Annotated in this window: 22 protein-coding genes and 1 riboswitch; of the genes, 10 read left to right on the top strand and 12 right to left on the bottom strand. The window is 60.4% G+C overall.

Going from position 1 to position 25,209, the window contains the following annotated elements:
- Nucleotides 1-8: 8 nt before the first annotated feature.
- A complete protein-coding gene (locus AAAX59_RS06035) occupies nt 9-1,391 on the bottom strand; it encodes an MATE family efflux transporter (RefSeq protein ID WP_349071109.1) in 1,383 nt (460 codons plus the stop codon).
- 203 nt (nt 1,392-1,594) lie between these two features.
- Between AAAX59_RS06035 and AAAX59_RS06030 the strand changes: the two genes are divergently transcribed.
- Nucleotides 1,595-2,407, top strand: coding sequence for a putative RNA methyltransferase (locus AAAX59_RS06030; protein WP_349071108.1), 813 nt, complete (start codon nt 1,595-1,597; stop codon nt 2,405-2,407).
- A 124-nt stretch (nt 2,408-2,531) separates the two neighbouring features.
- Here AAAX59_RS06030 and AAAX59_RS06025 read toward each other — a convergent pair whose 3' ends face one another.
- Complete coding sequence (locus AAAX59_RS06025; RefSeq protein ID WP_349071107.1) at nt 2,532-2,933, bottom strand: hypothetical protein; 402 nt, start codon at nt 2,931-2,933, stop codon at nt 2,532-2,534.
- 435 nt (nt 2,934-3,368) lie between these two features.
- Between AAAX59_RS06025 and AAAX59_RS06020 the strand changes: the two genes are divergently transcribed.
- Complete coding sequence (locus AAAX59_RS06020; protein ID WP_349071106.1) at nt 3,369-4,073, top strand: class I SAM-dependent methyltransferase; 705 nt, start codon at nt 3,369-3,371, stop codon at nt 4,071-4,073.
- A gap of 35 nt (nt 4,074-4,108) precedes the next feature.
- Here AAAX59_RS06020 and AAAX59_RS06015 read toward each other — a convergent pair whose 3' ends face one another.
- Nucleotides 4,109-4,405 carry a hypothetical protein gene (locus AAAX59_RS06015; protein ID WP_349071105.1) on the bottom strand — a complete coding sequence of 99 codons (297 nt, stop codon included), beginning with the start codon at nt 4,403-4,405 and terminating at the stop codon, nt 4,109-4,111.
- 76 nt (nt 4,406-4,481) lie between these two features.
- On the opposite strand from AAAX59_RS06015, the gene AAAX59_RS06010 reads away from it, so the two are divergent.
- From AAAX59_RS06010 to AAAX59_RS05995, 4 genes are all read left to right on the top strand, one after another.
- The gene (locus tag AAAX59_RS06010) at nt 4,482-4,970 is read left to right on the top strand and encodes an N-acetyltransferase (protein WP_117757290.1); all 489 of its coding nucleotides are present in this window, start codon (nt 4,482-4,484) and stop codon (nt 4,968-4,970) included.
- A gap of 305 nt (nt 4,971-5,275) precedes the next feature.
- Nucleotides 5,276-7,279, top strand: coding sequence for a translation factor GTPase family protein (locus AAAX59_RS06005; protein ID WP_349071104.1), 2,004 nt, complete (start codon nt 5,276-5,278; stop codon nt 7,277-7,279).
- Between the two features lie 93 nt (nt 7,280-7,372).
- Nucleotides 7,373-8,491, top strand: a complete 1,119-nt coding sequence (locus AAAX59_RS06000) for an ATP-binding protein (RefSeq protein WP_349071102.1) — start codon at nt 7,373-7,375, stop codon at nt 8,489-8,491.
- A 52-nt stretch (nt 8,492-8,543) separates the two neighbouring features.
- Entirely contained in the window at nt 8,544-11,036 is a 2,493-nt protein-coding gene (locus AAAX59_RS05995) for an excinuclease ABC subunit UvrA (RefSeq protein WP_349071101.1), read from the top strand.
- Nucleotides 11,037-11,065: 29 nt separating this feature from the next.
- Here AAAX59_RS05995 and AAAX59_RS05990 read toward each other — a convergent pair whose 3' ends face one another.
- From AAAX59_RS05990 to AAAX59_RS05965, 6 genes are all read right to left on the bottom strand, one after another.
- The gene (locus AAAX59_RS05990) at nt 11,066-11,665 is read right to left on the bottom strand and encodes a tRNA (cytidine(34)-2'-O)-methyltransferase (RefSeq protein WP_349071100.1); all 600 of its coding nucleotides are present in this window, start codon (nt 11,663-11,665) and stop codon (nt 11,066-11,068) included.
- Between the two features lie 101 nt (nt 11,666-11,766).
- Nucleotides 11,767-12,897 (bottom strand): GTP-binding protein, encoded by a 1,131-nt coding sequence (locus AAAX59_RS05985; protein ID WP_117635529.1) that lies wholly within the window; start codon nt 12,895-12,897, stop codon nt 11,767-11,769.
- Nucleotides 12,898-12,983: 86 nt separating this feature from the next.
- Nucleotides 12,984-13,325, bottom strand: coding sequence for an ArsC/Spx/MgsR family protein (locus AAAX59_RS05980; RefSeq protein WP_022093957.1), 342 nt, complete (start codon nt 13,323-13,325; stop codon nt 12,984-12,986).
- Between the two features lie 11 nt (nt 13,326-13,336).
- Entirely contained in the window at nt 13,337-13,960 is a 624-nt protein-coding gene (locus tag AAAX59_RS05975; RefSeq protein WP_349071099.1) for a flavodoxin family protein, read from the bottom strand.
- Nucleotides 13,961-14,034: 74 nt separating this feature from the next.
- Entirely contained in the window at nt 14,035-15,564 is a 1,530-nt protein-coding gene (locus AAAX59_RS05970) for a diguanylate cyclase (protein WP_089572908.1), read from the bottom strand.
- Nucleotides 15,565-15,691: 127 nt separating this feature from the next.
- Nucleotides 15,692-18,409: an EAL domain-containing protein gene (locus AAAX59_RS05965; protein WP_349071098.1), complete on the bottom strand. Its 2,718-nt coding sequence runs from the start codon at nt 18,407-18,409 to the stop codon at nt 15,692-15,694.
- 319 nt (nt 18,410-18,728) lie between these two features.
- Here AAAX59_RS05965 and AAAX59_RS05960 point away from each other — a divergent pair, with 319 nt between their 5' ends.
- Nucleotides 18,729-19,598: a patatin family protein gene (locus tag AAAX59_RS05960; RefSeq protein WP_349071097.1), complete on the top strand. Its 870-nt coding sequence runs from the start codon at nt 18,729-18,731 to the stop codon at nt 19,596-19,598.
- A gap of 236 nt (nt 19,599-19,834) precedes the next feature.
- Here AAAX59_RS05960 and AAAX59_RS05955 read toward each other — a convergent pair whose 3' ends face one another.
- From AAAX59_RS05955 to thiM, 3 genes are read right to left on the bottom strand one after another with little or no spacing between them, the layout of a single operon-like run.
- Nucleotides 19,835-20,530, bottom strand: coding sequence for a thiamine phosphate synthase (locus AAAX59_RS05955; RefSeq protein WP_349071096.1), 696 nt, complete (start codon nt 20,528-20,530; stop codon nt 19,835-19,837).
- On the bottom strand, nt 20,527-20,868 hold the full coding sequence (locus tag AAAX59_RS05950) for a thiamine-binding protein (RefSeq protein WP_229030451.1): 342 nt from the start codon (nt 20,866-20,868) through the stop codon (nt 20,527-20,529). The genes AAAX59_RS05955 and AAAX59_RS05950 overlap by 4 nt, the downstream gene beginning before the upstream one ends.
- A 3-nt stretch (nt 20,869-20,871) precedes the next feature.
- Nucleotides 20,872-21,711: a hydroxyethylthiazole kinase gene (gene thiM / locus AAAX59_RS05945; RefSeq protein WP_233543262.1), complete on the bottom strand. Its 840-nt coding sequence runs from the start codon at nt 21,709-21,711 to the stop codon at nt 20,872-20,874.
- Nucleotides 21,712-21,762: 51 nt separating this feature from the next.
- A riboswitch (TPP riboswitch) is annotated at nt 21,763-21,873 on the bottom strand.
- Between the two features lie 163 nt (nt 21,874-22,036).
- Between thiM and AAAX59_RS05940 the strand changes: the two genes are divergently transcribed.
- From AAAX59_RS05940 to AAAX59_RS05930, 3 genes are all read left to right on the top strand, one after another.
- Nucleotides 22,037-22,945: an HAD family hydrolase gene (locus AAAX59_RS05940; RefSeq protein ID WP_349071095.1), complete on the top strand. Its 909-nt coding sequence runs from the start codon at nt 22,037-22,039 to the stop codon at nt 22,943-22,945.
- A 10-nt stretch (nt 22,946-22,955) separates the two neighbouring features.
- A complete protein-coding gene (locus AAAX59_RS05935) occupies nt 22,956-23,852 on the top strand; it encodes a LysR family transcriptional regulator (RefSeq protein ID WP_195404287.1) in 897 nt (298 codons plus the stop codon).
- Nucleotides 23,853-24,007: 155 nt separating this feature from the next.
- The gene (locus tag AAAX59_RS05930) at nt 24,008-25,141 is read left to right on the top strand and encodes a 5-methyltetrahydropteroyltriglutamate--homocysteine S-methyltransferase (protein WP_349071094.1); all 1,134 of its coding nucleotides are present in this window, start codon (nt 24,008-24,010) and stop codon (nt 25,139-25,141) included.
- Nucleotides 25,142-25,209: the final 68 nt, after the last annotated feature.

Raw genomic sequence — 25,209 nt, 5'->3', positions numbered from 1 at the left:
TGCGGTGTTTAGCGGGCTGTCGCTTTGGCTTGGGCGGCGCGATAGGTGCGTGCCGGGTGGCAGAGTAGTACCGCCACGACCATAAAGAACGCCGTGGTGCCCAGGCTGATGGGGTAGACCATCATGATGTTCGCAAAGGTGCGGAAGTGCGGGAACACGCAGAATACCCAATAGAAGCGAATACCGCAGACGCAGATCATGGTGATGAGGGCGGGCATGAGCGAGATGCCAAAGCCGCGCAGGTAGCCGGACATGTTTTCGTAGAACATGCTAAAGGCGTAGGCAGGGAAGATCGAGCACACGCGGATATAGCCGATCGAGACGATGTTGGGGTCGCTGTTGAACAGCGCCAGGATTTCGCGTCCCAAGCCTACGATGATGACGATGGTGGTGAGCGCGACGATACCGCCTTCGATCAGGCAGACCTTGAGCGTCTTGGTGCAGCGGTCGATCTGGCGGGCACCGTGGTTTTGTCCCACAAAGGTGGTGCAAGCCTGGCTAAAGCTGTTGAGCAGGTTGTAGCACACGTACTCCAGGCTCATGGCGGCGCTCGAGGCCGCCATGACCTCGGTGCCCAAGCTGTTGATGGCGGACTGGATGATGATATTGGCGACGGCAAAGACGGCGCTTTGGATGCCGGCGGGCAGGCCGATCTTGACGATGCGCTTGAGGGCGACGGGGTCGATAGCCAGGTCACGCGGGGTGACGCGGACGACGGAGTCGGTCTTGAGCAGACGGATAAAGAGTGTAGCGGCGCTGACGGTGTAGGCGATGGCGGTGGCGATGGCGACGCCCGCGACACCCCAGTGGAGCACGGGGACAAAGATGAGGTCCAGGCCAATGTTGAGGACGGTGGACACGGCAAGCGCCTGCAACGGCATGCGGGTGATGCCGACGGAGCGGAAAATCGCGGCCTCAAAGTTGTAGAGCAAGATCGAGGGCATGCTCAGCAAAAAGACGCGCAGGTAGAGCGAAGCGAGCGGCATGGTTTCGGCGGGAACGTTGAGCGCGGCGAGCATGGGCTCGGCAAAGATCTCGCCCAGTGCGATGACGACAAAGCCCACGAGCGCCATTAAAATCGAGGTATGGACGGCGCGTTTGATCATGTTCTGATCGTTGCGGCCGATAGCGTTGGCGATGACCACGTTGGAGCCAAGCGACATGCCAATAAACAGGTTGAGCATAAGACTGGTAAGCGGAACATTGGAGCCGACCGCCGCCATGGCGAGGGTCCCCTGGTCGCCCGAGAAGTTACCGATGATGACCGTGGCGATGAGGTTCGACAGCTGCTCCAAGATACTCGTGGCGGCCACGGGGAAGGCGAACAGGGGAATATTGCGCCACAGCGAGCCGGTGGTCATGTCAATGTGCTTAGATGCGGTGTCTGCCATACGCTCTCAATCTCTAATATGCTCTTTCGTGCTTATTTGCGCAGACGATGATACTCCTAATGCAACCAGCCGGCACTTAGGGACGTTCCTTTTCTGTCGGCAGCTGGGGACACTCCTTAGTCATTCAAGAACGTCTCCAATGACTAGTTGGGGAAGGCGTGCGACAATGGTGGGCGTTGTGTTGTCCGCGCTAAGGAGTTGCCATGTTGTTGTGTCCCGTTTGCCATGAGCCGTTGGTGGACGACGAGCGCGGTGCTGCATGCGCGGGCGGACACCGGTTTGACCGTGCGCGCGAGGGCTATCTATATCTGCTGCGCTCGTCCAAGAGCGGTGACTCCATGGGTGATCCCAAGTCGCAGGCGCGCAGCCGTCGTGACTTTCTGAACCGCGGATACTATGCGCCGTTGCGCGATGCGATGGTCGAGCTGGTGCGCGAGCGGGTGTCTGGTCGTGCCGTGTCAACGAACTGCCCCATGACGTTGCTCGATATTTGCTGCGGCGAGGGCTACTACACCAGTGCCATGGGCGCGGTTTCGGGCGTGGATGCTTACGGCTTTGACCTGGGTAAAGAGATGGTGCGCCTGGCCGCCAAGCGCGGCGATGCGACCTACTTCGTGGCCAACATGAAGGACATCCCCGTGGCCGATGGCGCCTTCGATATGGTGACCGAGCTCTTCGCTCCCTTTAACGAGCGTGAGTTTGCCCGCGTGCTGGCGCCAGAGGGCTCGCTCTACACCGTGGTGCCGGGTGCCCGTCATCTCTTTGGGCTTAAAGAGGTGCTCTACGACACACCGTACCTTAACGATGAGAAGCTGCCGAAGACCACCGAGCTCGAGTTGGTCGGAACGCAGCGGGTGTCTGCGAACATTACGCTTCAGGCCCAGGCTGACATCGAGGCGGTGTTCCAGATGACGCCGTACTATTACCGCACGCGCCCTGCCGACAAAGAGCGCCTGGCAAACCTGGACACCCTTCAAACCGACATCGACTTCATCATCGCCGAGTACCGCCACTAACCTACCAAAAAGGGACAGGTTTATTTTGGCAGGTTTTATCTGGGCAAACGTAAAGGGCCGACCGCGGGGATGCGCGATCGGCCCTTTTAGTTGCTTGATAGCAGGGGTTATGGGAGACAGGTGCCTACAGGCGGTCCTTGTTTTCGGCCTTAATGTCGTGTGCCTGCTGAATAAAGAACAGGTCGTACACCACGATGACAAAGGCGCCATAGTTGATGGCGTCGCCGCCAAACGCGGGGAGCGTGAGCACAGCCTGCGCAATCGTGGCGATTGCGGCGACGATGCCGAGCTTAAACGCGCCGCCTACCTGCGAAGGCTTGTTGGCGCCCTTGATGCCCGCAACACCTGCGGCGAGATCGATGAGGCCCTTGGCGACAAGCACGACCGTGGCGAGCATGGCGTTCGGCCCGTAGGTGGACTCGAACTTGCCGGTCGCGATGCCGGCGATTCCAATGACGAGACTGGCGATGCCCAGAACAAAATAAATCAGGGCAAGGATTTTGAGTGTCTTGCGAGCGGGGCTCATAACTGGTCCTTTCGATGCAGGGGCGGTGAATCTGTCGCGCCCAGGTTGCGGCATATATGGTGAAGCACATTGTAGTTCAACGCGGCGATGCATGCGCCTGAAAGCGACTCTTGCCTGTGCGGTCCAACCTTTCAAAAAGGAAAGCTGGACGTAAGTCAAATCGATGGCAGCGTATGCGCGGCGCTGCGATGATGAGGCCATGGTAAGAGCTGGACCGAAGGAGGAGCCGTGATGTACGGAGCCAAGCAAGTGCGTGAGCCGCGTTCGTTAGGAAGGCGTATGGGCGATTCCGTGATCGCTGCCGTGTGCACGGGATTGATGGCGGTGCTTTGCATTGGGATGCTGTGGACCATGTCGCGTGTGGGACAATAGCGGACGGTTGGGTGCCAACTGAGGTGGCGCTCACGTATTCGTTTTGCTTGCTAAGGAGTGTCCATGGGCGTCGTCGATCCCTTTTCTGTTGCTCGGGCTGCTGGGCTCGAGCTCGTGCGGACGTCCGAGGGCCTCACGCTCACCGATGGCACGATGGAGCTGCGTGCCGATTTTGGCCGCATGCTTCCGCGGCTCAAGCAGGGTCGTCTGCAGCAAGAGCTGCTGGTGAAGGCTGCGCGCACAAAGGGCGTCGAGCGCCCATGGGCGATTGACGCCACGGCAGGCTTTGGCGAGGATTCGCTGCTGCTGGCTGCCGCGGGTTTTGCGGTCGATTTGTATGAGCAGGATTGCGTGATCGCGGCGCTCCTCAAGGATGCTTTGGATCGCGCGGCAGATGATCCGGCGCTTGCGACAGCCGTGGCGCGCATGCGCTTACGTGCGGGCGAGGACAGCATTGCCGGCCTTCGCCATACAGCTGAGCTGATCGGGCAGGGCGAGCTCACCGCTCCCGACGTGGTGTATCTGGACCCCATGTTTCCCGAGCGCACCAAGAGCGCGGCGGTGAAAAAGAAGTTCCAACTCTTGCACCATCTGGAACAGCCGTGTGCCGATGAGGAGACGCTGGTCGAAGCTGCGCTTGCGGTGCGGCCGCGCAAGGTCGTTATCAAACGGCCGGTGAAGGGGCCGCTGCTTGCCGGCGTCAAGCCGAGCTATCAACTTGCGGGCAAGGCCGTTCGTTACGATGTTTTGGTGCCGCCTCGCCCGTAGCTTGCGCTTCGCCAGCCATCGTGCCGATGCGAGGTCTATTTCCAAGGGTGTGACGTCAGATGCCATCCGCCGCAGTGTTCGCATTTGTAGCAGGCTAAACCGCGTCGTCCGCGGTTTTCGCAGTCGGCCATAACGGCCTCGGCCTCGGCGCGTGTGTCGTACCGGTTTTTGCGCTCGCACGACTTATAGCGCCAAGCCTCATCGCGCTCGGCGCCCAGGGCGTCGCGGCGCTCGTCCTCGCGCGCAAACAGGTCGCTCATATCGCCGCCGGTGGCAGCGCCCAAAAACTCGCTTTTGGCCTTTGACCAGGCGGCTCGCTTCTTGCTCCCCATCTGCTTCGCACCCTCTCCAAACGTTGGTATCATTGCTCAATCAAAGTGATACCAATAAACGTGAGGTCGCCGTGTGATGATCAGAAAAACCCTCGATACCGACATTCCCGCCGTCATGGCTACCTATGACGCGGCTCGTGCCTTTATGCGCGCGCATGGCAACGCCACGCAGTGGCCCGAGGGCACGCCTTCGGTCGAGCAGGTGGCTGCCGATATCGCCGCCGGTGGCAGCTATGTGTGCGAAGTCGACGGTCGCGTGGTGGCGACGTTTGCCTTTTTACCGGGTCCGGACGAGTGCTATGACGTCATCGAGGATGGCGCCTGGCGCAGCGACGCTCCATACCATGTGCTGCATCGCGTGGCGTCGGACGGCACCACGCATGGCGTCGCTGCTGCGATGTTTGCCTTTGCCAAGGAACGCACCGACCATCTGCGTATCGACACGCACCAAGACAATCTGCCCATGCAGGGCGCCATCACCAAGGCCGGGTTTAAGCGCGCCGGTATCGTATATGTGTCGGACGGTACGCCGCGTGTCGCGTTTGATTGGCTGCGCGAGGTGTAGGAGCCAAGGCACGTATCATCACCCAGCTCAAATAAAAAATGGCCTCGAGTGGGGCCATTTTTGGTAAAACGCGTCGTTGTGGGGCTCGCGTTGTCACCGCCCAGATGAGTCCGGGCGGACAAAAAGGGGAGGTGCCGGCTTTCGCAAGGCGCGAACCTACGAAAATCGCCGCGCGGCAACGCAGGGCGATGAGCTCGGTCGGGGGATAGGGCCCGCTTCGCCCGCCGGCCCGTAAATTGTATCATCCAGTGTGGAACGAGGATGCCCGTTGCCGCGTGCGATGGGCTTGTAATAAGAGGAGAGCCATGTCGAAGCAAGCGGTCGTTGGAATCTTGGCACATGTCGATGCCGGCAAGACCACGCTGGCCGAGGCTATGCTGTTCAACGCGGGCCGCATTCGCAAACGCGGCCGTGTGGACGATGGCGATTCTCACCTGGACACTAACACGATCGAGCGCGAGCGTGGCATCACGATTTTCTCGTCGCAGGCCGTGCTCGACCACGACGATACCCACGTCATGCTCGTGGATGCACCCGGCCACGTCGATTTTTCGGCCGAGGCGGAGCGCACACTGCGCGCGCTCGACTACGCGATTTTGGTTGTGGGCGCCAACGATGGCGTGCAGGGGCACACCGAAACCCTGTGGCGCCTGCTTGCGCGCTATGACATTCCGACGTTCATCTATATCAACAAAATCGATTTGGAGAATCCCGGCCGCGATGTTTTGCTGGCACAACTCGGGCAGCGTCTTTCCGAGGGCTGCCTGAATGCCAACGAACTGCTGGCGGGCGGTGCCGTTCAGGAGGATGCTGCTGCGTTGGACGAGGCGGCGCTCGAAGAGTTTCTTGAAGCGGGTGAGCTTTCCGTCGCAACGCTGTCGCGCATGGTTGCCGAGCGCAAGCTCTTTCCCTGCTTTGCCGGCTCGGCGCTCAAGGACCAAGGCGTGGACGAGTTGCTGGACGGCATATGCGCGCTGATGCGTGAACAGGCGTGGCTCCCGGAGTTTGCCGCGCGCGTCTATCGTGTCAGCCGCGGAGATCACGGCGAGCGTTTGGCTTGGGTTAAAGTGACCGGCGGCACGCTGCACGCCAAGCAGATGATTGACGGACGTTCCGGTGCCGAGGCATGGGAGCAGAAGGTCGATCAAGTGCGCATCTATAACGGTGAGAAATACGAGCTTGCCCAGGAAGTTGCCGCTGGCGGCATCTGCGCCGTGACGGGCCTTGCGCACGTTCGCCCAGGGGACGCCCTGGGCGCGGAGTCCGCGGGCGATGCGCCCGTCATTGCGCCAGTCCTCACCTATACGGTGCTGCCGGGCGAACACGACATCCATACGGTGTTCAAAGCATTGACTGAGTTGGCGGACGAAGATCCCATGCTCGGCGTAAGCTGGAATACGCATCTTGAGCAGATTCACCTGCAGTTGATGGGCGCCGTGCAGCTCGAGGTCGTGCAGCGCGTGCTGGCCGATCGTTTTGGCCTTGCGGTCGAGTTTGAGCCCGGCGGCATTCTCTATAAGGAGACTATCTCGCAGCCGGTTGAGGGTGTGGGCCACTTTGAGCCGCTGCGTCACTATGCCGAGGTGCATCTGCGCCTGGAGCCGTTGCCAGCAGGTTCGGGCGTGCAGTTTGGCACCTTGACCTCGACCGACGAGCTCGATCTTAACTGGCAGCGTCTGGCACTCACCAACGCCATGGAGCGCGACCACCTGGGCGTGCTGACCGGCTCGCCCATCACCGATGTGCGCATTACGCTCACGGGCGGCCGCGCGCATGCCAAACACACCGAGGGCGGCGATTTTCGCCAGGCCACGTACCGCGCGATTCGCCAGGGTTTGATGCAGGCGCGCGAGGCGGGCGCGGCGGTGCTGCTGGAGCCGTGGTACCACTTTGAGCTCGAGGTGCCGGGGGAGTGTGTGGGCCGGGCGCTCTCGGATGCCACGCGCATGAGTGCCGAGTACGAGCCGCCGGCGATGGCGGGAGACCGGGCGAAGCTTGTGGGTCGCGTTCCGGCATCCGAGGTACAGGATTATGCGCTGGAGGTGGCTGCCTACACGAGCGGTCGCGGGCATCTGTACCTAGAGTTCGCCGGCTATGCGGCTTGCCATGATGCCGAGTGCGTCATCGAGACGGCCGCCTATGAGCCCGAGGCCGATCTGCCCAACACGCCCGATTCGGTCTTTTGCTCTCACGGCGCCGGTTACACGGTCAAATGGTACGACGTACCCGCCGCGGCGCACGTAAAGGTCGATCCCGCCACCTTCCGCCCTTGGCGAGCAGCAGACGCCGAGTTTTTCGGCCATAGGTGATAGAGGTTCAGTCTCTTTGTCGCATCCTGTTGGTATAACTCGGTATAAGTTGGTATAACTGTTACCAGGGTTTGCCAATCCGAGGAGGCCGATATGAATCCAAATCCCTTTAAGCCCACAGCTGGTAAGCGGCCCCCGATACTCATCGGTCGCGAGTCGGTCATTGAAGATTTTGAGGAAGGGCTCGATAACGGCGCCGGAGCGCCGGGCAGGCTCATGCTCATTACGGGAAACCGCGGCTGCGGCAAGACGGTTCTCCTGCGGGAGCTGCAACGTCTAGCCAATGAGCGCGGATGGGCGGTTGTCTCCGATTCCGCTTCGCTTGGCTTATGCGACCGCTTGGCCGACGCGCTTCGCTCGAATAAGCCCGTTGTGTCGTCAATGGAATTCGGTCCGTCGTTTGGCCGGATGTCGGTCGAGGCGGCGCGAGCAAAGGGCGAAACGTTGCGAGGGCTGGTCAACGAGCGCCTCAAGAAGCTCGGTCCAGGCAAGGGCATGCTGTTTGCGATTGACGAGGCGCAATCGGCGTCTATCGAGGAACTGGCGGCTCTTGCCGTCCTCTATCAACAGGTGCTCGGAGACCAGGATGCCACGGGCTTGTCCGATAGCGACCAGCGCGGTCTTGCGCTGGTGTTCGCTGGCTTGCCCAGTATGGTTGACGACCTGCTCGAAGAGCCGAGCGTGACGTTTTTGCGGCGTGCCCAGCAGCGTACGCTGGGGGCGATATCTTTGCCCAAGGTGCGTGATTCATATATCCAGACGGTCAAAGACGCTGGTCTTTACGTTGACGCGGAGACGGCGGACCTTGCGGCACACAAGAGCATGGGGCATCCCTATATGGTTCAGCTGGTGGGCTATTACATGTGGCGCTCTGCCGTCCGGCGTGGCTCGCAGGTCATCGAAAGGCACGATGTCGAGGCTGGCCATGCGGATGCCATCTCTGAGTTCTACGAAGCGGTCGACGCGCCCCTGTATTATGGATTGCGCAGTCCGCAACGCCTCTTTATCGAGGCTATGGCTGCTGACGAGGGTGAGCCGACGCGCATGGCGGATATCATTGAGCGCTGCGACCGTACTCAGAGCTGGGCGAGTAAATATCGCGCAAGCCTGATTCGCGAGCGCGTCATCGAGGCTGCCGGATACGGCCTCGTCCGGTTTACCGTGCCCATGCTGGGCGAGTACATCCGCGACCGCGTTTTATGGCACGAGTAATGTGACAAAGGGACAGTCCTCTTGTCATATTCGATTAACTGAAAGGGGAGCGATGACGGTGCCGCAACAACCAAGTGCTATCGAGGTGCGTGGCGCGCGCGTCCACAACCTCAAGAACATCGATATCGATATTCCGCTGGGAAGGCTCGTGGGCATTGCCGGCGTATCGGGTTCGGGCAAGAGCTCGCTGGCGCTGGGAGTTCTTTATGCCGAGGGCTCGCGCCGTTACCTGGAGGCGCTCAGCACCTATACCCGCCGACGGCTCACCCAGGCCGAGCACGCCCAGGTGGACGAGGTGCTGCACGTGCCGGCGGCGCTCGCGTTGCATCAGCGTCCCAGTGTGCCAGGCGTACGCTCGACCTTTGGCACCATGACCGAGCTCAACAACAGCTTGCGCCTGCTCTTTAGCCGTTGCGCCCATCACGTGTGCCCGCATTGCGGGGCGCGCGTGGAGCCGAGCCTTAACGTGGCTGCGGGCCTGTCGCTCACGTGCCCCGCATGCGGCCGCGAGTTCTACGCGCCGAGTGCCGAGGATTTGGCTTTCAATAGCGGCGGCGCGTGTCCCACCTGTGGCGGCACCGGTGTCATGCGCGAGGTAGACGAGGCGAGCCTGGTGCCCGACGAGTCCAAGACTATCAACGAAGGCGCGGTGCTTCCCTGGGGCACGCTCATGTGGGACCTGATGAAGCAGGTGGCCGGCGAGATGGGCGTGCGCACCGACGTGCCGTTTAACCAGCTCACGCCTAAAGAGCGCGACATCGTGTTCCATGGTCCGGCGGTTAAGAAGCACATCCTCTACGTTCCCAAAAACGGCGAGGGCGCCACGCCGCTTGACTTTACCTATTACAACGCCGTCTATACCGTCGAGAATGCGCTCGCCAAGGTTAAGGACGATAAGGGGCTTAAGCGCGTTGCACGCTTTTTGCGCGAGGGCCCATGCCGCGATTGCGGCGGCACGCGCCTCTCCGAGGTTGCGCGCCAGCCCCAGGTGCGCGGTATCAATCTGGCGCAGGCCGCGGCCATGACGTTGGGTGAGGCGATTGAGTGGGTGCGCGGGGTGCCCGCATCCTTGCCGGCCGAGATGCAGCCCATGGCAGTGGATATCTGCGATTCGTTTTTGAGCACGGCTCGTCGCCTGGTCGACCTGGGGCTCGATTACCTCTCGCTCGACCGCGCCGGTGCTACGCTCTCCACGGGTGAGCGCCAGCGTGTGCAGCTCGCCCGCGTGGTGCGCAACCGATCGACGGGCGTGCTTTATGTGCTGGACGAGCCCTCGATTGGCTTGCATCCTGCCAATGTCGACGGCTTGGTGGGCGTAATGCGCGATCTGGTGGATGACGGCAACACCGTGGTTGTTGTCGACCACGATACGCGCGTACTAGCGGAAGCCGACTATCTGGTCGAGATGGGCCCCGTTGCCGGAGCAGGCGGCGGTAATGTGATCGCTGCAGGTACGGTGGACGAGGTCGAACAATCGCAGGGCAGCCGCATCGCGCCGTTTTTACGCGCAGACCCCAAGCGCTTGCGGCCGCAGGTGGCTGACGACGAAATGTTCGACCAGGGCCATATCCGCATGGCGACCGATACCATTCATACCGTCAAGCCGCTCGAAGTCGATATCCCGCGCGGCCGCCTTGTCGCGGTGACGGGCGTTTCGGGTTCGGGTAAGACGACGTTGGTGCTCGAGACGCTCATTCCGGCGCTCAAGGCGCAGGCGGCCGGCGAGCGCCTGCCAAAACATGTGCGTTGGGTCGATGCCGAAGGCATTGCACGTGCCAACCTGATAGACGCCACGCCCATCGGTGCCAACGTGCGTTCGACGGTAGCGACTTATGCCGACATCCATGACGAGCTGCGTCGCGCCTTCGCCCGTACGCCCGAGGCCAAGGCAGCCGGCTACAAGGCGGGCGCCTTTAGCTACAACACTGGCGCTTTGCGCTGCCCTACGTGCGATGGCACGGGCTCGATATCGCTCGACGTGCAGTTTTTGCCCGACGTCGAGATCGTCTGTCCGGCATGTCGCGGCTCACGTTATGCAGACGCGGCTTCGCATATCCATCGCGAGGGCAAGGACGGGAGCTTACTGACGTTGCCGCAGCTCATGGACATGAGTGTGGACGAGGCCCTCGACGCCACGCTGGGACTCAAAAAGGTACAGGCGCGCTTGCAGACCTTGCACGACCTGGGCTTGGGTTATCTCACGCTCGGTGAGCCCACGCCGGCGCTTTCGGGCGGCGAGGCGCAGCGTCTTAAGCTTGCGAGCGAGATGGGCCGCGTGCAGGACGATGCCGTATTCGTATTTGACGAGCCCACGATCGGCCTGCATCCGCTCGATGTTCAGGTGTTGCTGGGTGTGTTTGACGGCCTTGTCGCCAAGGGCGCCACAGTTGTCGTGATCGAACACGATCTCGACCTTATCCGTAATGCCGATTATGTGATCGATATGGGCCCGGGCGGTGGCGATGCGGGCGGGCGAGTCGTCTGCGCCGGCACGCCGGGCGACATCGCGGCCTGCTCCAAGAGCATCACCGGTCGCTACCTCTAACCGAATGTGACAAAGGGACAGTTCCTTGGTCACATTCCCGGAAAGCCTGTTTGGCGCAGGGCCTCGTAGAGGACGATAGCAGCGCTGTTGGAGAGGTTGAGTGCGCTGATGCGGTAGTCGTCCGGGTCGACGAAGTTGCCGCAGATATCCTGTTGAAGGATGGCTTTGTGGCTGTTCTCGGTATGTCCGAGCGATTCCTCGTGGGCTTCCCAGGCCTCGGCGTTGTCAAGCGAATCGCAATCGCGCAACATGGGGATGCGTTCGCAGCGCTCGGGCGCCGCGGCAAGCAGCGGCTCGGGAATCCCCGAGCTCTCGCTGCCAAAGACCAAGTAGTCGCCATCGCGGTAGGTACTCTGCGCATAGGTGCGGCGTGCCTTTTTGGTCAGCAGATGCAGGCGCTCGTCGGCGGGGGAGAGGCCGCTGCGTGCAAGGAAATCCTCCCAGCCGGCATAGGTCGCCACGTCCAAGTTTTGCCAGTAGCCCAGGCCGGCGCGACGTACCGTCTTGTCATCGAGCGAAAAGCCCAGCGGCTCCACCAGATGTAGGCGGGCGCCGGTGACCACGCAGGTACGGCCGATATTGCCCGTATTGGCCGGAATCTCGGGCGCATACAGCACAATGTTGAACATGAATCTCCTTGGCTCAGAACGAAAAACCACCACGAAGGGGACAGGCACCTTCGTGGTGGTTTGGCGGTTACGTAGGCGGAAAAATGCCCGCTTGGATAAACCTAGGCGCGGTGCCAGTCGGTCAGGCAGGCATCGAGGGAGGCGATGAGCGCATCCTTGTCCATGTGACGGCCGATGATGCACAGGCTCGTCATGCGGTCGCCCGTCTCGTCGTCCCAAATCTGCATGATCTCAGGGTTCTCGTCGATGATCTTCTGCTTCTCGCCCTCGGGCGCCGAGTCGACAAACAGGCCGTTCTCCATCAGACGCATCTGGTGGCCGGCCTGCTCAAACATGTAGCACATGTCCGGATCGCCGGTCTGCCACAGCGGACCCTTGACGCGGATGACCTCGTCGGGCCACTCCTGCTCAACAAAATCGGTGAACTTCTGCAGGTCAAACGGCTTGCGGCGCGAGTACACAAAGGTCTCGATGTCGTACTCGAGCACCTCGGGGTCGTCGTGCTCCTCGGGATGCTCCATGGCCTCGATCCAAGCGGCGGAGTTGTAGGCGCGCATAAAGTCGAAGCGGTCGGTGTCGAGCAGCTCCTCCATGGGAACCTCGCCGTTTTGCGCCTCGACGATCACGGCGTCCTTCTGCAGGCTGCGCACGATGGCCTTGAGCTCGGCGATCTGCTCAGGCGTCACGGTGTCGGTCTTGTTGAGGATCAGCGTGGAGCAGAATTCAATCTGCTGGATGAGCAGGCTTTCGATGTCGTCCTCGTCGATATCCTCAGCCAGCAGGTCGCGACCGCCGTTGAACTCGTCGTACATGCGGGCACAGTCGACCACGGCCACGATGTTATCGAGCGCGAGCTTGGGCTCGCCGCCTACCTTGGCCTCGTCGCAGAAGCTCGAGATGGTGTAGGCGATGGGGATGGGCTCGCAAATGCCCGATGCCTCGATGATGATGTAGTCGAACTTGCCCGAATCGGCGATGCCCTGCAGCTGGTTGGCCAGGTCATCCGAAAGCGTACAGCAGATGCAGCCGTTGGTGAGCGGGATGAGGTCGTCGGTCTCGGAAAGGCCGCCGTCGGCGATGAGGCTGGCGTCGACGTTGATCTCGCCGATATCGTTGACGATCACGGCGGCGCGGATGCCGCCGTCGTTAGCGAGGATGTGGTTGAGCAGCGTGGTCTTGCCGGCACCGAGGTATCCGGTAAGCATGATGATCTTCACGGGTTTGTTGGGCATGTGCCCTCCTTTGTTAGACATGGCTTACAGTTGAATCTTATGCCAAACGCCTGCTCTTATACCCACGCGCCGGCAAATAACACAGGCTACTCCCAGGCTCCCCATACATCGGGGCAATAACCGACGGTGGCCTTTTTGCCGTTGCGCACGATGGGCTCGGCTAGAACCTGCTGGTTCTCGAGCAACTTGTCGAAGCGCTGGCTAGGGGTGAGGTGCTGGATGAGCGCGAGCGTCTCCTCGTCCTTGGCCTTGGGGTTGAGCAGCTTGTCGATGCCGCCGACCGCCTGCATCACGCTCGTGAGCTCGCCTTTGCTCATCTCCTTTTCCTTAAGGTCGATAAACTGCACCTTGATGCGGCGCTCCTTAAAATAGCGCTGGGCCTTCTTGGTATCGAAGGACTTCTTGGTGCCAAAAATCTGGATATTCATGTTCCGCCGTTCTAACGAATGAAGTTGGTCCTGGCGCGGTCGGCCTCGGGGGCTTCGATGCCGGCGGCCTGTCCTGCCTCGATACAATGCAGGAGCCAGGCCATGTTCTTGCCGATGTTGCGCATGGTGGCCAGACCCTCGGCATCTCCGTCGGCGTCGCCGGGCACGCAGCCAAACACGTTGTTCCAGTACGTGGACGCTACCACAGGCATCTGGTTGATGGTGAAGTACTTATTGAGCACGTCGAAGGTCGTCGACGTACCGCCGCGACGGGCGACGGCGACGGCAGCGCCCGGCTTGTGTGCAAAAGCTTTGCTACCGGCATAGAATGCGCGATCGAGTGCCGAGAGAATGCGTCCGCTGGGATGCGCATAGTAGACGGGGGAGCCAAAGACAAAGCCATCTGCCTGCTCGGCGGCAGCGATGAGCTCGTTCACCACGTCGTCGTCAAAGGTGCAGCGACCGCCAAGCTTGCCGCACTGACCGCAGCCGATGCAGTCGCGGATGGGCTTGGCGCCCAGTTGGAATACCTCGCTGTCGATGCCCTCGGCTTTAAGTTGCTCGGCGACTTCGGCGAGCGCGCGAGCGGTGTTGCCGTTTGCCTTGGGGCTGCCATTGACCAAAAGAACCTTCATCACAAACTTCCTCTGCTGTTGGTGACTTCTGCAGAGGATTATCGCACGATGGGGGAGGCGGTGCGGGCGTGGTGCTAATCCAGTTTGGTACCTGGCACCTGCACGGCTTTCCCGAGCAACACTTTGAGCTCGTTCAAAATGGAAACGGGCTGTCGGTCGACGGTATCCAGATGAAGCGTGGCCACGCGAAGGGGCGGCTGATATTCAAACGAGCCAAAGAGCACGGGAGAGCCCAGGAACCGCTCGATTTCCTTTGCGATCGCGTCGGTCTCTTCGGGATCGAATTCGTCGAAAAGCGCCACGAACATCGGTCCGGTCGAGCGGAACAGACGACCCTTACCGCGCGAACAATCCATGAGGCAGGCGGCGCTCTCCGCCAAAACGCGGTCGCCCGCATCAAAGCCAAAGCGGGCATTGACCTGAGCGATATCGTCGATTTTAATGGCGACCAAGCCCGCCTTGCGCGCGACGCGACGCATTTCGCCAATGGCGTTGACCAGGGCGTGGATGTCGCCCAGGCCGGTCACGGAATCGGTCGTATCTGCCAAGCTGCGGTTGATAATCATGCCCACGTACATGTTGGGCTCGGTATCGGTGCCGTCCAAGCGGTAGCCCGTGCAGTCGCAAAGCACGTATGCTTCGGTGGCATCCATCACGCGATACTGCATGTAGTGGAAGTGCCACGTACCGTTTATCACCATGTCGAGCTCGGCGCGTACGTTGTCGCGGTCCTCGGGGTGAACGCGGGCAAGCCACAAGTCGAGTGAGTTGTAGGGATGCTGGGAGGGCAGGTCAAAATCGCGTACGGCATTAACCGACCATTGTGATTCGCCCGTATCGAGATTGAGGATAAACGGATAGCGCGTCTCGGAGCTCATAGAGATCGCTTGGAATACGCGGTCGTTGCACGGAAGCTGCTCGGCAATTGGGTGTGGCGGCGCGTCATTGTCTTTCGGTTGCTGCACACGATGCATAAGCTTATAGCGATACATCTTGCGATCGGCATCCATCGTCATCTGGCGACGCGTGTCGCCGGCAAGTGGATTGACGCGCGAGCAGCCAAAGCTAAAGCTAGCGATCATGGGCGCCTTGCCACCTGAGCTCGCCTCGATCAGCCCGGCACGTACCTGCTCCAAGCGCTGCTCGAGTTCAGTCTCGTTTGCAGAGAGCGAGATAAGCACAAACTCGTCTCCACCGATACGGAACAGCATCTCATCGTGCTCCATGGTTTCGGAGAGCGTGCGACAGATGCTCAGAATATAGCGATTGCCTTCGGCGTGGCCAAACCTATCATTGCAATGCTTGAGATGGTCGATGTCAATATAGGCGCAGGTGAAGGGGTCGCCTTTGCGCCAGAGCTGCTCGACGTGACGGTCGAGTCCGCCACGGTTGTCCAAGTTGGTGAGCGGATCGATATAGGCGTTGCACTCAAGCAGCTGGCGCTCTTGTTGCAGGATGGCATGCGTCTTTTGCAGTTGCTCACCAACGGCGCGTAGCTCAGCAGGCAGCACGGAAACATCGAGTTCGGCGGTCGAGACACCATTCGCAAGTCGCTGAAGATAGGCAATAATCGATTGCTCGCCCAAGCGATATGACTCGTTCATGATGGATAACCTCCTTGGGTGACAGGATGCTCCGTATCATATCCCCAATTCGGTTTGAATTGGGGATATAAGTTAGCTAATGGAGACAAATGTCCCCTTCGGCGGTGGTGTTTTGCGCGCGAGCGTATCAGTTGTTTTTGCCACCATCGAGCAATGCCTCAAAATCATTCGCCGGCATGGGGCAGTAGTAGAGGAAGCCCTGAGCGTAGCGGGCGCCCATGTGGCATAGTATGTTTGCCTGCTCATTTGTCTCGACGCCTTCGACCACGACGGGCAGATGGAGCGACTGCGCCATCTCGAGCATCGATGACACGATCTGCGCGCTGCGGCCTTGATCGCGGTCGGTGGGCACAAAGGTGCGGTCGAGCTTGATGACGTCGACGTTGACGTTCTTGAGCATCGCGAGCGTGGACTGGCCGGTGCCAAAATCGTCCATATAGGTCGAGAAGCCGCGGGTGTGCAGGTCGGCTGTCAGTTTGTCCACGGCCTCGGACTCCCCCGTATAAGCCGTCTCGGTGATCTCGATACGCATGAGCTCGGGCGGTAGGTTGTATTGGGCGGCGAGCGCCTCCATATGTTCGGCAACGTCGCAGGCAAGGATATCCACGCGCGACACATTAAGCGAGACCGGAACCACGCAAAGTCCTCGATCGATGCGCTCGCGCAGCCACGAGGCGACACCCTGCCAAATGTACTTGTCGAGCGTCACCACAAAGCCGCTTTCCTCGAGCGCCGGGATAAAGGACGCAGGTGGAATCAATGATCCATCTTTGTCAATCCAGCGGGTGAGTGCTTCGGCGCCAATGATCTCGCCGGTTTCCATATCAACCTGGGGCTGCAGGTAGTAGGTGATGCGGTCGTTTGAGAGCGCATACTGGAACTCGGTGAGGGTGCGGTGAAACGCCACCTCGCGCTTGTATTCCTCGGGGCGAAAGACGGCGATGCGATCCTTAAAATCGTTTTTGGCGCGCCGATTGGTAAACATGGCCTTGGCCTGCGCGTCGATGGTGATTTCCTCGTTGGGGTCGATGGGGCAAACGCCCATGGACGGCCAGAAACCCACGCCGTCATCATGCTTGGCCACGGCGGCGCGAACGCGGTTATAGATTTGATGGACGGTGTCGTGCTCAAAGGGGATGAGAATGCAAAAGTCGTCTTGGCCCCAGTATCCTGCGACGCCCATCTCGGCATTCTCGATGTCTTTGAGGACCGTGCCCACATCGGCGAGCACGCGGTCGCCCTCGGCCTGTCCGTGCCATTCGTTAAACAGTCGCATATGACCCATGTCGACGGTGGCGATACACCAAGCGCCGCCGTGCCTTGTCTTAAGAAATGCGTTGGCACGCCGCATAAACTCACTGGGTCGATAGAGGCCCGTGAGCGTATCGATGCGTTCGGCGACGGCGCTTTTGCGCTCAATCTCGGGTATGGGGAGGCTGTCGTTGGGTGCAAGCCCGCCGGCGGTGCGAAGACGACGGTCGAGTTCGCCTAAAACAGCGGTCGCTTGATTGATTAAGCGCTCGTAAAAGGCCGGGACGACAAGACAGACGGGGGTAATGGTGTCGTTCGCGATTCGAACAGGAGCGAAAACGGCCTCTTTAAGATGATGGGTCAGTTGCTCGAATGCCTCGTGGTCCAGATCGTTGCTGAGCACGACGAACTGGGCGTTTCGCGAGCGGAAGACGCGACTTCTGCCGCGGGTGATCGATAACATGCGGCCTGCGTATTCGGCGAGCATGTTGTCGACAGCCTCGGCCCCGTAGAGCTCGTTGAACTTTGCCGTGCCACAAACGCGGACCGCTATAAGCCCCGTCTCGCAACGGTCGCGACGGCAGGCATCGATAGCGTTGATCAGCATACGCTGTGTTCCGAGGCCCGTGGCGGCGTCGACGGTCTCGGCGAGTGAGTGGTTAACAAGTTCGCCGACATAGAGCGAGGGGGTATTTCCGTCGCCGTCGATGCGAAACCCGCGAGCGCGGCAGAGGACGTAGTCGCCCGCGGCATTGCGCATGCGGTACTGCATGACGCGGCGGTGTTTGGAGCCATTATAGATTTGGTCGATGTCGTTGATGTAGGCCTCAAGGTCATCGGGGTGGACGCGCGTTTTCCAGTAATCGTGGCAGTTGTCTACATGCTCAGAAGGAAGACCGAGATCGCGCAGGGCGCCTTGTGACCATAGGGTGCGATGTTTGTCCAAGTTCTCGATAAAGCAATAACGGCCTTCGTTGAGCATCGAAAAGGCGTCAAAAACGCGATCGCTTATTTCGAAGTCGTCGGTGTGGACTTGCGCGATATTGCGTCGATCAAGATGCATGGCATGGCGTAGCTTGTAGTCGTACATGCGATGGTCGGCATCGAGTGTCATGCGATTGGAGACTTCACCCAGGGCGGGGTCGGCGTGCGACACTCCGTAGCTAAACGAGTGAGGCATCTCGGAATCGTTGTTTTTGAGTAGGACCGTTCGGCAGTGTTCCAGGCGCTCGGCGAGGTCGTCCTCGGTCGCAATCGTAGACAGGATGGCAAACTCGTCGCCGCCTATGCGAAACGCCGCCTCGTCCACTTTCATATACAGCTTGAGATAGAGACTTACCTGCAAGATATAGCGGTTGCCCTCGTCATGCCCAAAGACGTCGTTGCAGTGCTTAAGGTTATCGATGTCGATAAACGCCATGGTCACGGGCAGTTCCTGCTCCCAGATTTCCTCTAGGGAACGGGCAAAGCCGCCGCGGTTGCCAAGTCCGGTGAGCTGGTCGGTAAAGGCCGTCCTAATCAGATCATCCTGACGCTCGAGAAGGTCACGGACGGTCTTTTCGAGCGTTTCGGTGTAATTGCTGGCGGTGTCCATGTTGTAAGCGGCTTTCTGAGGTCGGGGCGGATGGCGTCGGGCGAGCTCGTAGTGTACACGCGTCGTTGCTCGGCGCCTTGCGTGTATCCAGGCCCCCGCCTTGCTGCGTTGTTGAGTTACTTTGCCGGCTAATGTTCGCTGTTGATAACAGCTGAGTAGTATAGACAACAGTGCACAATTATATATGGGCGCACATGCTGTGGGCGGCTATTATTCGCCAAACGGCAACGCCTGGGTGCGCATGAAAAATGCGACTGAGTCGATATATGTTGACGGGTATACTTGTCCCGTTTTAAAACGCAGGAACGGAGATGGTCACATGGCACAGCCGGATACGACGCGCACGGTGGGGCTTGCGCTCGAGGGAGGCGGCTACCGCGGTATGTATACGGCGGGCGTGCTCGACGTTTGGATGGAGCGCGGTTTGACCTGCGACCATATGGTGGGTGTCTCGGCGGGCGCGGCGTTTGGCTACAACTTTAAATCGCGCCAGATCGGCCGTGCCATTCGTTACAACAAGGCTTATTGCGCCGACAAGCGCTATGCGAGCGTGACCAGCTGGCTGCGAACCGGCGATATGTTCAATGCCGATTTTGCCTATCACGAGGTGCCTATCGAGCGCGATCCCATCGACTTGGAGGCGTATCGCGCCTGCCCCATGCGATTTACGTGCGTGTGTACCGATATCGAGACGGGCAAGGCCGTCTACCACGATCTACCGTATGGCGACGAGCGCGATATCGAGTGGATCCGGGCGTCGTCTGCCATTCCTGTGGCGACGCGTCCCGTTGCTATTGACGGGCATAAGTATCTGGATGGTGGCGTGGCTGATTCTATTCCCAGCTCATGGCTGTTTGCGCAGGGGTATGACCGCAATATCGTGGTACTCACGCAGCCGGCGGGCTTTGTGAAGCAGCCCAACAGCGTGATGCCCATGCTGCGGCGCGTGTTCCGTCACTATCCGGAGTTTGTTGCAGCGCTTGAGCATCGGCATGAGGTCTACAATGCCACGCTCGATGACCTGGCACGTCGAGAGGCTGCCGGGGAAATCTTTGTGGTGCGGCCGAGCGAATCGGTGAAGGTGCCGTCGCTGTGCCGCGAACCGGATGAGCTCGAGCGCATCTACCAGGTCGGCCGCCACGATGCAGAGGCGACTTTGCCGGCGTTGGAAGCGTATCTGGCGGGGTAGGACAAGCTGCCGCGGACTCGGCGGAAAGCGCGTCCCAGAATGAGCGCTCAGAACGGGCTACAGTTTCCCAAACGGTGGGGTTTCGGAAAGTTCGTCCCGGAATATGCGTTCAGACTGGGATGCGGTTTCCCGTTAAGCCTCTATATGGAAAGCGCATCCCAGAATGGGTGTCCAAACTGGGATGCGCTTTCCATTGCTGAAGATATGAAGCTGCAAATCGGCTGCTCGACTTATGCTTATGCCTGCTGCCAGGTATCGACGAGCTCCTTGGCTGCGGCGTGGGGGTCGTCGGCACTGCAGACGGCGCTCACTACGAAAAAGCCGTCGACGCCAGTGGCCTTGAGCTGCGGTAGGTCGGCCGTCTTGACGCCGCCGCCCACCACGATGGGCACGGGGCTTGCCGCGTGGAGTGCGGCCAGGTCCTCAAAGCTCTTGGTGATGATGGAGCCGTCGGCCGCGCGTCCGCAGTCGCGCTTGGTCTCGGTCTCGTGGAGCGGGCCGATGCCCAGGTAGTCGACCAGGCTCATGTCGGCGGTCTTGACGTACTCGAGCATCTCCTCGCAACGGGCCGAAAGGCCCACAATGGCATCGGGGCCCAGCAGCTTGCGGCAGACCTCGACGGGAATGTCGCTCTGGCCTACGTGCACGCCATCGACGGCAATGCCCTGCTCGCGCGCGGCAAGCACACAGTCCAGACGGTCATCGATTAACAGGGCGACCTGACCGGTCTTGCCGGCCTGTGCGATTGCCTGTGCGGCGTCGTCGGTCAGCGCAATGATCTCGCGGGCGCTTGCCACCTTGGAGCGCACCTGGATGCAGGTAAAGCCGGCGTCGAGTGCCTGGGCCACCACATCGCTCACGGGGCGTCCGAGGGTGTTTTCGGGGCCGAGTACCAGATAGGCCGAGATATCAAGGTTGTCGCGGATGCTCATTGTGCTTCCTCCTGCTTTTTGATCTGTGCTTCCATGCGCTTGAGTTTGCCGGTCATGGTGTCGGTAAATCCGGGTCGAATATCGGCTTTGAGCACGACTTCGGTGCGGATGCCCTTGCTCGCCAACACAAAGGTCGCGTCGCGCACGACCTGCATGACCTCGTCCCAGTCGCCCTCGATCTCGGTGAACATCGAGGTGGTGCGGTTGGGAAGGCCGCTCTCGCGAATGACGCGCACGACCTCGGCGACCTCGGCGGACAGCTCGTCGCCGGTGCCGCATGGGGCGATGGCCACGGCGACGAGCGTGTTCATGCCGGCATTGGTTGCGGGTTCGGACATGGCTTATGCCTCCTCGAGCTCGAGTCGGTTGTCGGCAATATCCTGGGCGGTTGCGCGGTAGAGCTCGTCGATAAAGGCGACCTTAAAGCTTGCCGGGGCATCGGCGACGGCGGCGGCACGCGTGCCGGCAACGTTGTAGACGGCGGTGCCGCAGACTGCTGCCGTAAACGGATCGGTAGCACAGGCGTACACGGCCAGCACGCCGCCCTGCGAGCAACCGCAGCCGGTGATCTTGGACATGAGCGGGCTGCCGCCGTGGGATTTGGCCACGGTCGTGCCGTCGGTAATCAGGTCGACTTCGCCCGAGACCACAACGGCGCCGCCGGTGTAGCGAGCGAGCGCCACGGCGGCATCGCGGGCGGCGTCGACCGTGTCGGTGGTATCGACACCACGTACGCGGCTCAGATCGGCCGACTCGCCCTCAAGACCCCACAGGCCGGAGAGTGCGATGATCTCGGAGGCGTTGCCGCGTACGATGGCGGGCTTGTACTGCTTGAGCTCGTTTACCAGCTGGGTGCGCAGGCTACCGATGCCCAGACCCACCGGATCGAGCACCCAGGGCTTGCCGGCGTCGTGTGCCGCCTTGGCCGCGCGGGGAATCGTCTGCTCGTAGATGGGGAAGAGCGTGCCCATGTTGAGATAGATGGCGCCGCCGCCGGCAACGAGCGCCTCGCCCTCGTCGGGCAGATAGACCATGGCGGCCGAACCGCCCACGGCGAGCTGCGCGTTGGCGACAAAGTCGATCGTCACCGTGTTGGTGATGGAGCCGGCCATCGGATTGGTGGCGCGAATCTCTTCCACGGCCTTGACCATATGTTGCTTAAGCTGTTCCGAATCAATCACTGCACATGCCTCCTTGGCATAGAAAAGGGGCGCTGTGCATAGACAGCGCCCCTGTAAAGGCGGCATGCTCCCTACGCCAGCATTAACTGACAGGTTCAAAGGATTGGGCCCTATGCCCTCTCAGCCTTGTGGTTTGCACCGCCGGCACTCCCGCATCGAATCTGTTGTTCCCTATACTAGCGCACCTGCCAATATGGGACAGGTTTATTTTGGCAGGTGGCAACAGGGGCGCTGCATTTTCCCAGATAAAACCTGCCAAGATAAACCTGTCCCTTATTGGCAGGTCGTTACAATAGACGGGATAAAGAATGACCGAGGGGACCTTATGATCAAACTTGTGCTGACCGATATGGACGATACGCTGATTCCTGCTGGACACGATGGCGCCAGCGACTGCGCCATCGAGGGCATTCATGCCATGCAGGCGGCGGGCCTGCATTTTGGCCCGGTTTCGGGTCGCCAGCCGTCCGCGATGAGCTGGATGTTCCGCAATCGCTCCGAGTGCTTCTCGACCGGTGCGTTTTGCAACGGCCAGGTGATGTTTGTCGATGGCGAGGCGGTTGCCTCGCGCGCAACTGATAACGATGCCCTTATGCGCCTGGCCGACTACCTGGAGCAAGAGACCGACGATACCTATTTGAAGGTCTACCGTCTGGGTGATGACTTTTGGGACAACGACGCCTATTGCGTGACAAGCGATCCCGAGCGTGTGCGTCGCGCCATGGAGTCAGGCGGCAACGCGTGGCTCAAGGGCGAAGAGGCTCCCTGTCGCCCTGTCGTTGACGATGCCCCGGTATACAAGGCGAATATCTGGAGTACCCGTTCGCGCGAGGAGCTCGCCGGGCTGCGCGAGCGTGTTGCCGCCGAGGTGCCGGAGCTCTCGCTCGTGTTTCCCAACAACCGCGTGCGCCTGTTCGACGTTCTTCCGACCGGCTGGGACAAGGGCTGTGCTGCGCTGGAGCTGGCGCGCGCTTTGGGCCTGACGCCCGACGAGGTGGCCGTATTCGGCGATTCCGATAACGATTTGCCCATGATCGATGCCGTTCCCAATTCCGTTGCAGTCGCCAATGCCAACGAGGCCGTCACGGCTGCCGCGCGCTGGCATATCGGCGCTGCGGCAGATGATGCGGTTGCCGGGGCTCTGCATCAGATTGCCGCCTGCGCCGCGACGGGGGAGATGCCGTCGTTTATGCGTCAGATGGACGCGACGGGTTTCGACGTCACGAACGTCTAGGGAGAAAGCCATGAAGCTCCAGCAGCTCAGATATGTCGTCAAAGTTGCCGAATGCGGCAGCATCACCGAGGCCTCGCGCCGGCTCTTTGTGTCGCAGCCTTCGATTACCGCGTCAATTCGCGATCTCGAAAACGAGATGGGTGTACACATCTTTGAGCGCACCAACAAGGGCGTCATTGTGTCCGAGGAAGGCGAGACCTTCTTGGGCTACGCGCGCCAGGTGCTCGACCAGGCCGACCTGCTCGAGGGCAAGTACAAAGGCACGTCCGAGCAGGTGCCGCACTTTAGTGTGAGCTGCCAGCATTATTCCTTTGCCGTTAATGCATTTGTCGATGTGATCCGCGAGTTCGATGCCGCGCGCTACGACTTTACCCTGCGCGAGGAGCAGACCCACGAGATTATCGAGGACGTCGCGCATATGAAAAGCGAGCTCGGCATCCTGTATCTGTCGGAGCACAATCGCGAGGTCATCGAGCGCATGCTGGCGGCCAACGAGCTCGTATTCGAAGGACTCTTCTGCGCTACGCCGCATGTCTTTGTGTGCTCCGACCATCCGCTGGCGGGTCGCTCGAGTGTGACGCTCGAGGACTTGGAAGACTACCCGTTCCTGTCCTATGAGCAGGGTAGCTACAACTCGTTTTACTATTCCGAGGAGCTGACCTCGACCTTTGAGCGCCGCAAGAATATCCGCGTGCGCGACCGTGCGACGCTGTTCAACCTGGCCATGGGCCTCAACGGCTACACGGTCTGCTCGGGCGTGATTAGCCACGAGCTCAACGGTCCCGGTATTATCTCCATCCCGCTCGATGTGGACGAATACATGGAGATTGGCATCATCACACGCAAGAACACGACACTTACGCGCTACGGTCGGGCCTATATCGACGCGATTCGTCAGCATATCTAGGGTGCTGTGCTCCGCACGGTTCAAGTCTCTTTATGGCAATCCAGACTGATATAGGAAGCATCTATATCAAACTGTTATAAACATATATTTTACGATGTCCATATGAGCGCTCATACTCTGTCCCAGTAAAGCAACCAATGCAAAGGGAGATATCTATGAGCACTTCGATTCAACCGAACGCGCCGTTTCGTGCCGATATCGTCGGCAGTTTTCTTCGTCCGCAGGCTGTAAAGGACGCCCGTGCCGCCTATGTCGCGGGTAAACTCGACGCTTCCGGCCTTAAGGCCGTCGAGGACGAGGCCATCCGCGACTTAGTGGCCAAGCAGAAGGCTGCCGGCCTGCAGGTGATTACCGATGGCGAGCTCCGCCGCAGCTACTGGCACCTCGATTTTATGTGGGGCCTCAACGGCATTGAGCGCCGCGCCTCGCGCACGGGCTACATGTTCCACGATGAGGAGACTACCGCCGACACCGCCGTGGTAACCGGTCCCATTAGCGGCGAGAATCATCCGTTCGTCGAGCACTTCAAATTTATCAAGTCGCTCGAGGGAGAGGGCCAGGTCGCGCGCCAGACCATTCCGGCGCCGATCCAGACGTTCTCCGAAGTCACACTCGACCGCTGCGATGGCCAGCAGGAGAGCCTGCACGCCGTCTACAAGACCGACGAAGAGCTCGTCGATGCCATTGCCGCAGCATACCGCACCGTGATTGCCGACTTGTATGCCGCGGGCTGCCGCAACATCCAGTTTGATGACTGCACCTGGGGCATCTACTGCGATACCGATTTTGTTGCCAAAACCGGCATGAGCCCGGTCGACCTACAAAAGGTAAGCGAGCTGGGCGTGGCGCTCAACAATGCCGCCATCGAGGGCAAGCCCGACGATCTGGTTATCAACACGCATGTATGCCGCGGCAACTACCACTCCACCTACGCTTTTGAGGGCGGCTACGACCCCATCGCGCCGTACCTGTTTGCGCATGAGGACGTTGACGCGTTCTATCTGGAGTTCGACACGCCCCGCGCCGGTGGTTTTGAGCCGCTCAAGTACGTTGCTCCCGGCAAGAAGGTCGTGCTGGGCTTGGTGACCACCAAGGCGGCAGAGCTCGAGAACGAGGATGTTATCGTCGAGCGCATCCGCGAGGCGGCAAAGTACGTGCCGCTCGAGAACCTGTATCTGTCTCCGCAGTGTGGCTTTGCCAGCTGCGAGATTGGCAATAAGCTGACCGAGGACGAGCAGTGGGCAAAGATTGCGCTGGTCAGGCGTATTGCCGAGCGCGTTTGGAAATAGCGCTAGCGTTTGCAGGTGGCGGCGCGTGCGAGGTACTGCATATCGCGTACAATGGTTCGGATCGTATC

It is taken from the genome of Collinsella sp. CLA-ER-H2, assembly GCF_040092405.1.
Classification (GTDB): Bacteria; Actinomycetota; Coriobacteriia; order Coriobacteriales; family Coriobacteriaceae; genus Collinsella.
This window is presented reverse-complemented; position numbering and strand designations above follow the sequence as displayed.

Excerpts from the sequence above, each read along its gene's own strand:
- AAAX59_RS06035 (WP_349071109.1), bottom strand. The coding sequence starts at position 1,391 with ATGGCAGACACCGCATCTAAGCACATTGACATGACCACCGGCTCGCTG.
- AAAX59_RS05970 (WP_089572908.1), bottom strand. The coding sequence starts at position 15,564 with ATGAACGAGTCATATCGCTTGGGCGAGCAATCGATTATTGCCTATCTT.
- AAAX59_RS05990 (WP_349071100.1), bottom strand. The coding sequence starts at position 11,665 with ATGTTCAACATTGTGCTGTATGCGCCCGAGATTCCGGCCAATACGGGC.
- AAAX59_RS06030 (WP_349071108.1), top strand. The coding sequence starts at position 1,595 with ATGTTGTTGTGTCCCGTTTGCCATGAGCCGTTGGTGGACGACGAGCGC.
- AAAX59_RS05980 (WP_022093957.1), bottom strand. The coding sequence starts at position 13,325 with ATGAATATCCAGATTTTTGGCACCAAGAAGTCCTTCGATACCAAGAAG.
- AAAX59_RS05985 (WP_117635529.1), bottom strand. The coding sequence starts at position 12,897 with ATGCCCAACAAACCCGTGAAGATCATCATGCTTACCGGATACCTCGGT.
- AAAX59_RS05965 (WP_349071098.1), bottom strand. The coding sequence starts at position 18,409 with ATGGACACCGCCAGCAATTACACCGAAACGCTCGAAAAGACCGTCCGT.
- AAAX59_RS06005 (WP_349071104.1), top strand. The coding sequence starts at position 5,276 with ATGTCGAAGCAAGCGGTCGTTGGAATCTTGGCACATGTCGATGCCGGC.
- AAAX59_RS05955 (WP_349071096.1), bottom strand. The coding sequence starts at position 20,530 with ATGAGCATCCGCGACAACCTTGATATCTCGGCCTATCTGGTACTCGGC.
- AAAX59_RS06025 (WP_349071107.1), bottom strand. The coding sequence starts at position 2,933 with ATGAGCCCCGCTCGCAAGACACTCAAAATCCTTGCCCTGATTTATTTT.
- AAAX59_RS05935 (WP_195404287.1), top strand. The coding sequence starts at position 22,956 with ATGAAGCTCCAGCAGCTCAGATATGTCGTCAAAGTTGCCGAATGCGGC.
- AAAX59_RS06010 (WP_117757290.1), top strand. The coding sequence starts at position 4,482 with ATGATCAGAAAAACCCTCGATACCGACATTCCCGCCGTCATGGCTACC.
- AAAX59_RS06000 (WP_349071102.1), top strand. The coding sequence starts at position 7,373 with ATGAATCCAAATCCCTTTAAGCCCACAGCTGGTAAGCGGCCCCCGATA.
- AAAX59_RS05995 (WP_349071101.1), top strand. The coding sequence starts at position 8,544 with ATGACGGTGCCGCAACAACCAAGTGCTATCGAGGTGCGTGGCGCGCGC.
- AAAX59_RS05950 (WP_229030451.1), bottom strand. The coding sequence starts at position 20,868 with ATGTCCGAACCCGCAACCAATGCCGGCATGAACACGCTCGTCGCCGTG.
- AAAX59_RS05930 (WP_349071094.1), top strand. The coding sequence starts at position 24,008 with ATGAGCACTTCGATTCAACCGAACGCGCCGTTTCGTGCCGATATCGTC.
- AAAX59_RS05940 (WP_349071095.1), top strand. The coding sequence starts at position 22,037 with ATGATCAAACTTGTGCTGACCGATATGGACGATACGCTGATTCCTGCT.
- AAAX59_RS05960 (WP_349071097.1), top strand. The coding sequence starts at position 18,729 with ATGGCACAGCCGGATACGACGCGCACGGTGGGGCTTGCGCTCGAGGGA.
- AAAX59_RS06015 (WP_349071105.1), bottom strand. The coding sequence starts at position 4,405 with ATGGGGAGCAAGAAGCGAGCCGCCTGGTCAAAGGCCAAAAGCGAGTTT.
- AAAX59_RS05975 (WP_349071099.1), bottom strand. The coding sequence starts at position 13,960 with ATGAAGGTTCTTTTGGTCAATGGCAGCCCCAAGGCAAACGGCAACACC.
- AAAX59_RS06020 (WP_349071106.1), top strand. The coding sequence starts at position 3,369 with ATGGGCGTCGTCGATCCCTTTTCTGTTGCTCGGGCTGCTGGGCTCGAG.